The following is a 7,166-nucleotide window of genomic DNA, read 5'->3' on the forward strand; positions in this document are numbered from 1 at the left end:
TTCCTACATTTTCTTTTTTTACTTGCGGTGATACTATATTATCCTTTTTCGTTTGCGGAGAAATGACGTTGTTAGGTTTCATTTTCGTAATTTGCGGAGCAATTAACTCGCTTCCTTTTTTAATTACATCTGAAATTTTATATTCTTTTTTCGTTTTTATTGGCGGTTGCGGCGGCTGTGGTAATACATTTATCGAAAACTTCGTATTTTCTTTTTCCGCTGGTTTTTGTTTTTCTATAACAGGTGGCTTTTGAATAACAGACGGTTTTTCAGCTGGTTTTTCTTTTTGAATTGGCTGTTCTTTTTGCACTTCTTTTTGTGGTTTCACCTGTACTTCTTTTTGCGGCTTCACTTGCATTTCCTTTTGTGGTTTTACTTGCACTTCTTTTTGTGGTTTTATCTGTACTTCTTTTTGCGGTTTTACTTGCACTTCTTTTTGTGTTTGTTGCATAGCGGGCTGCTGGGTAATTGGTGCCGATTGATACGTAACTTCTTCCTCATCTTCTATTCCAAGCGGCGTTGGTGTTGCTGCAAATTCTTTTTGTTGCACTTCTTTTACGTATTGCTTTGGAGGTGCTGATCCTGCTCCAGCTTGCTGTTTCACGTGGACGCCGTTTGATGGTACTTTAATTTTCATACCTGGCATGATTAAATCTGGATTACTAAGCTGTGTATTTGTTTTTTTCAGCGTGTCAAAATCCACTCCGTACTTTTTCGCAATTTTCCAAAGGGTATCCCCTTTTTGCACGATATGAATTTTCAAATTTTCCCCCTCCTGTATAACTTATCTATAAGTAACAAATCTCATGAAGTAACCCTTTCTAAATAACATTAACTTCTTTTCACTTTTATCACTTCTTCTATTTTCAATATAGTTGGAAGTGGAATAGGCATAAAAACCACAATGATTTCTTCAAAACAATGTATGCCCATTTCGCTCTCGTTATGATTATATGTATGAAAAAAAGCAACGGTATTCCCGTTGCTTTAAACACGCTCTAACATACGATTTAATGCGAGAACTGCTTCTTTCGTTACTTGTTTGTCTACGCTAATAACGTTAATCTCTTCTCCGCCTTCTATCGTTTCAAGCACCCATAGTAAGTGAGGGAGGTCAATTCGATTCATCGTTAAGCACGGACACATAAATGGATTAAGTGAAACAATTTCTTTATCTGGATGTTGCTGAATAATTCGGTTCACTAAATTCATTTCTGTACCAATTGCCCATTTACTTCCAACTGGAGCTGATTCAATCATATCAATAATGTATTTTGTTGAACCTGCATAGTCTGAAGCGGCTACAACTTCATAGCAACATTCTGGATGTACAATAATATTCATATCCGGATGATTTTTCCGCACACTTTCAATATTTTTCACTGTAAAGTTTTGATGAACTGAACAATGTCCTTTCCATAAAATCACTTGGATTTCTTCTATGTTTCCATCGTATTCTAATGAATCTGTATGTGGATCCCATACCGCCATTTTATCTAACGGAATACCTAAATCGTGCGCTGTATTTCTTCCTAAATGTTGGTCTGGTAAAAAGACAAGACGCTCTTTTTGTGTAAACGCCCAAGAAACCATTTGTTTTGCATTTGAAGAAGTTACTGTCGCTCCACCATTACGACCGCAAAACGCTTTAATTGCAGCTGTAGAATTTACATATGTTAACGGAATCATCGTATCTCCAAATAACTTCGTGAGCTCTTTCCACGCTCTTTCTGTTTGTTCAATATCTGCCATGTCCGCCATTGAACAACCTGCGCGCATATCTGGTAAGATGACAACTTGTTCATCTGTCGTTAACATATCTGCTGTTTCTGCCATAAAGTGCACACCACAAAACACAATGTATTTTGCTTCTTTATTACTCGCTGCAACTTGCGCAAGCTGAAGTGAGTCCCCTGCTGCATCAGAAAATTGTACAACTTCATCCTTTTGATAATGATGCCCTGGAATAAATAACGTTTTCCCCATTTTTTCTTTAATTTCACGAACACGCTTTTCCATATTTTCCATTGACATTGTGTAATAACGCTCTGGTAACATCGTTTCAATTGGCTGTACTTTTTCTAAAATACTCATATACCTTTCTCCCCCTCTAAGCCACTTTCCTTACGCTTCAATATTGAAACTAATATCAAGTGCTTTCACTGAATGTGTTAACAATCCAAGTGAAATATAATCTACCCCTGTTTTTCCATATTTCGATAAATCTTCAACTGTAATGCCACCTGACGCTTCCGTAACAATGGCGCTTGGCACAATCTTTGAAAACTCTCGAATTTCATCTGGCGTACGGTTATCAAACATAATAATATCCGCACCGGCTGCTACTGCCTCTCTCACTTGCTCCTCCGTTTCTGTTTCCACTTCTACTTTCACCATATGTCCTAATTTTTCTTTCACCGATGTAATAGCTTTTGTAATAGAACCAGCAAACGCAATATGATTGTCTTTAATCATGACACCGTCATATAAACCGAAGCGGTGGTTAAATCCACCTCCGCACACGACTGCATATTTATCAAACATACGTAGCCCAGGCATCGTTTTTCGCGTATCACAAATGCGAGTATGACTACTATCTAACGCAAGAACCGCTTTACGTGTCATCGTGGCTATCCCACTCATACGCTGAATAACGTTTAATATAACGCGCTCTGCTGTTAATAACGAGGCAATTGGACCTTGCACAGTTGCAATGATTTCGCCTTTTTCTACAAGATCCCCATCTTTTTTATGAAGCTCTACTTCAATTCTCTCATCAATTAATTTAAATCCTGATTCAATTACTAAACGTCCTGCAAAGACCCCTGTATCCTTCGCAAGAAACGCTCCTTTCGAAAGCAAGTTATCTGGAAAAATAAGCTGAGATGTTACATCTCTTTCCCCTATATCTTCTAAAAAAAATCGATTTAATGCTTCTTTAACTTTTATCGTGTTCATAAAGCCCCTCTTCCCCTCATCACACAATTTGTAGTTTTCTCTTTACTCGAACAATCTCTTTCTTTCCTATATTTCTATCTGGATAATCACTCCGGTAATGCCCGCCAATACTTTCTTCTCTTTGCAAGGCTGACACAACTATAAGCTCACAAACCGTTAACATATTAATAAGCGTTATCTCTTCATTCGTAAGAACATCATGTTGTAATATCATATTTCGAACACCATACTTACTAAGCCATCTCTTCGCATAAGATAAACTGTGCTCTGTTCGCACAATCCCAACATATTTCATCATGCATTTTTGTATTTCTTCTTTCGTCGGTAAATGATTCAGAACGATAAACTTTGCTTCCTTTTCGGCTAGCATGTTCACCTTTTCTTTTGTCTCTCTAGATAAAATGTGTCGTCCGATTCTTTTTCCAAACACAAGACCTTCTAATAATGAATTACTCGCTAATCTATTTGCACCATGAACCCCGTTACAAGCTACTTCACCGACTGCGTATAAGTTCAGAATAGACGTCTCTCCATCACAGTTCGTTTTCACGCCGCCCATGTGAAAATGAGTACCGGGCACGATCGGAATAAGTTTTTTATTTATATCGACTCCATTTGTTTTACATATCGATGACACGGTCGGAAAGCGTTGTTCAAAGTTTTGAATCATTTCGATGTTTAAGTACACTTTTTCACCCGCAAGTAGCTGTTCATGAATAGCCCTAGCCACTACATCACGCGGGGCTAGATCCTGTTCAGGATGTATCTCCATCATAAAACGCTGTCCTTTTCCATTTATAAGGACAGCTCCTTCTCCGCGAACAGCTTCGGACACGAGACCGGAACAACGCCCACCCGCGTATAACATCGTCGGATGAAATTGTATAAACTCTAAATCTACAAGTTCCCCACCTGCGCGGTACACCATTGCAAGTCCATCGCCTGTAATTGTCTCATCATTAGAAGTAAAGGCGTATAAACCGCCAATACCGCCTGAAGCTAACACCGTATAATCTGCATTGTAACGTTTCAGTTCTCCTTTATTGTTGCGAGTTAAAGCCCCAACACATTTATCTTTTTCTATAATAAAATCGAGCACCATTTCCTGTTCCACTACCGTAACGTATGGAGCTACTTCTTGAATAAGATGCTCTAATAAATTCTTTCCTGTTGCATCGCCACCTGCATGTAAAATACGACGTTTTCGATGCGCCCCTTCTTTTCCAAGATGAGGACCTGTTTCATCTCCATCAAATTTCATTCCTCTTTCAATAAGGTTATTAATTTCTTTCGGTCCTTCCTCGACTAAATAACGGACCACTTCTTCATTGTTATAATGACACCCTGCTACTAACGTATCTTCAAAATGATCATTAGGATTGTCATATGCCGCTACCGCTGCGGCAATTCCACCTTGAGCTAAATGTGTATTATTATTACGTTTCGTCTCCTTTGTGATAATAATCACATTCTTTTCGTGACAAATCTCTTTTGCAACACGAAGTGCCGCAACACCACTTCCAATAATTAAGACATCTGCACTTGGCATAATTGTTGCCTCCTACTTTACACTTTTCAACTGTCTTGACACCTATATTTACATAGTTTTAAAATAATGACAAGAGTTTTTTTATAATTCTTATTTTCACTACTACCATTTAAAAAGTAAAAGAAATGTAACTCTTACTAGAGAGAGGAACTTACATGATGATATATCTTGACTATGCAGCTACTACACCTATGAGCGAGGAAGCGTTACAAACATATATGAAAGCAGCTTCGCAATACTTCGGAAATGAACAAAGTTTACATGATATTGGAGGAACGGCTTCTTCTTTATTACAAGTTTGCCGAAAAACATTTGCGGAAATGATTGGAGGCAAAGAACAAGGAGTATTTTTCACAAGCTGTGGATCCGAATCGAACTATCTTGCGATTCAATCACTTCTAAGTGCCCGAAATAAGAAGCATATTATTACGACACCTATGGAACATGCATCCATTCGAAGTTATTTTCAATCTCTAAAATCAAAAGGCTATACGATCACTGAAATTCCTGTTGATAAAAGCGGACTCATTTGTTTAGTAGATTTAGAGGCAGCTATTACAGAAGATACTGTGCTAGCAAGTATACAGCATGGTAACTCTGAAATTGGGACTGTTCAAAACATAGCAGAAATTGGGGCCCTTTTAAAAACATATAATATTTTATTTCATACGGATTGTGTGCAAACGTTTGGTAAACTGCCTATCCATGTTTTTGAGATGGGAATTGATAGTCTTTCTGTTTCAGCACACAAAATATACGGTCCAAAAGGTGTCGGCGCTTGCTATATAAATCCGCAAGTTCGCTGGGCACAAATATTCCCGGGAACTTCTCACGAAAAAGGATTTCGCCCAGGCACAGTGAACGTTCCTGGCATCGCATCTTTTTTAACAGCTGCTGAAAATATATTGAAAAATCAACAGGTAGAAAGTTTACGTTTTAAAGAGTTACGATCCTACTTTTTAGAGGAATTACAAACACTTCCGCTAGAAATTGAAGTAGAAGGTCATTCTACTTCTTGTTTACCACATATTATTGGGGTTACAATAAAAGGAATAGAAGGTCAATATACAATGCTAGAATGCAACCGCCGCGGTATTGCCATCTCGACCGGAAGTGCTTGCCAAGTTGGTAAACAAGAACCTTCGAAAACAATGCTTGCAATTGGAAGAACGTATGAAGAGGCTAAACAATATGTCCGCTTCTCTTTCGGACAACAAACAACGAAAGAACAAATTGATACTACTATTCATGCACTACACACAATTGGAAATCAATTTTATAGAGGTGTTAAATCATAATGAAACAAAATGAACAAAAAAAAATTTTAGGTGAAGAAAGACGACAACTTATCCTTCAGTGGCTGCTTGCTGCAAATGAACCGTTATCTGGAAACGAACTATCTAAGAAGACAAACGTAAGTAGACAAGTTATTGTGCAAGATATCTCCTTACTAAAAGCAAGAAACGAGCCAATTATCGCAACTGCTCAAGGCTATTTATATTTAAAACCACAGGAGAAGCAACAGGCTTTTGAACGCGTGATTGTATGCCAACATAAACCAGCAGAAGTACGTCAAGAACTTACAATGCTTGTTGATCATGGCGTTACGATTAAAGACGTAAAAGTTGAGCACCCTGTATACGGCGACTTAACAGCATCAATTATGGTAAGTAATCGATTTGATGTAGAGCAATATTTACAAAAAATCGAAAATACAAATGCTTCCTATCTTTCGCAACTAACAGATGGTATTCACTTACATACAATTGAAGCAGATTCTAAAGAAAAATTAGACGCTGCTTGCGAGGCTTTAGATAAAGCAGGATTTCTCGTTTATTAATGTAAAGCACAGAGTTTTTATAATTCTCTGTGCTTTTTTAATGCTATAATATTGTAATCAATCGTAAAGGAGATCGAATATGGGAATTGAACTCGTTCACTTTAGTACTGGTAAACCGAAACAAATGAAATATGGCGAAGATAAAGAAATGATAACAGGTATATGTAAAGATCCTACAGAAGAGGCCTTTCTCTCAAAAGACGGATTTCGTGGTGATGACGTAGCGGATTTAAAACATCACGGCGGTCCTGATCGCGCTGTTTGTGTGTACCCACACGAGCATTACGCACTATGGGAAGAGGAATTTCAAACTACGCTTCCAACTTCCACATTTGGCGAAAACATTACCGTAACAAATATGTTAGAGCGTGATGTTTGCATCGGAGATACATATCAACTTGGTGAAGCAATCATTCAAGTGACACAAGCAAGAGTACCTTGTAGCACTATTTCAAAACGCCTCGGTATTCCTGGCATACTGCCGCGCATTGTAGCAACTGGATTTACTGGCTACCTATGCCGCGTTCTTCAAGAAGGTACTGTACGTAAAGATTCTAAAATCACATTGCTAAAACGTCCATCAAACAATGTATCTGTTTTGTTTTCTAACGAAATTTATTTTCATAATAGAAAAGATAAAGATGGCATTGAAAAGATTCTTGCTGTTCCTGAACTAGCCAATATTTGGCGTGGTCAGTTAGAGGATCGTCTTGCTAAGTTAAAGTAAAGAATCCCACCTATAAATGAAGTGCACCCCAATTGTTAGACACATAATTAACAATTGGAGGTGCATTTTTTATGGCTAAATTTTCTTCAAAA

The 7,166-nt window shown here is 37.9% G+C and carries 6 protein-coding genes and 1 pseudogene; 3 read left to right on the plus strand and 4 right to left on the minus strand.

Annotated elements, in window-relative coordinates:
- From exsA to nadB, 4 genes and pseudogenes are all read right to left on the minus strand, one after another.
- Positions 1-763, minus strand: a pseudogene (gene exsA / locus G9F74_RS30180) (spore coat assembly protein ExsA); the annotation flags it as partial.
- A 224-nt stretch (positions 764-987) separates the two neighbouring features.
- Entirely contained in the window at positions 988-2,094 is a 1,107-nt protein-coding gene (gene nadA, locus G9F74_RS22050; protein ID WP_000025288.1) for a quinolinate synthase NadA, read from the minus strand.
- 30 nt (positions 2,095-2,124) lie between these two features.
- Positions 2,125-2,958: a carboxylating nicotinate-nucleotide diphosphorylase gene (nadC, locus tag G9F74_RS22055; RefSeq protein WP_001092204.1), complete on the minus strand. Its 834-nt coding sequence runs from the start codon at positions 2,956-2,958 to the stop codon at positions 2,125-2,127.
- 19 nt (positions 2,959-2,977) lie between these two features.
- Positions 2,978-4,507, minus strand: coding sequence for an L-aspartate oxidase (gene nadB, locus G9F74_RS22060; RefSeq protein ID WP_001138523.1), 1,530 nt, complete (start codon positions 4,505-4,507; stop codon positions 2,978-2,980).
- A 155-nt stretch (positions 4,508-4,662) separates the two neighbouring features.
- On the opposite strand from nadB, the gene G9F74_RS22065 reads away from it, so the two are divergent.
- The 3 genes from G9F74_RS22065 (at position 4,663) to G9F74_RS22075 (ending at position 7,074) form a co-directional block, all read left to right on the plus strand.
- Positions 4,663-5,805 carry an IscS subfamily cysteine desulfurase gene (locus G9F74_RS22065; RefSeq protein WP_000973768.1) on the plus strand — a complete coding sequence of 381 codons (1,143 nt, stop codon included), beginning with the start codon at positions 4,663-4,665 and terminating at the stop codon, positions 5,803-5,805.
- Positions 5,805-6,347, plus strand: a complete 543-nt coding sequence (locus G9F74_RS22070) for a transcription repressor NadR (protein ID WP_000812272.1) — start codon at positions 5,805-5,807, stop codon at positions 6,345-6,347. The genes G9F74_RS22065 and G9F74_RS22070 overlap by 1 nt, the downstream gene beginning before the upstream one ends.
- 79 nt (positions 6,348-6,426) lie before the next feature.
- The gene (locus G9F74_RS22075; protein WP_165406245.1) at positions 6,427-7,074 is read left to right on the plus strand and encodes an MOSC domain-containing protein; all 648 of its coding nucleotides are present in this window, start codon (positions 6,427-6,429) and stop codon (positions 7,072-7,074) included.
- Positions 7,075-7,166: the final 92 nt, after the last annotated feature.

Origin of the sequence: Bacillus sp. EKM202B, assembly GCF_011066025.1 — a bacterium.
In the GTDB taxonomy this organism is placed as follows: Bacteria; Bacillota; Bacilli; order Bacillales; family Bacillaceae_G; genus Bacillus_A; species Bacillus_A toyonensis.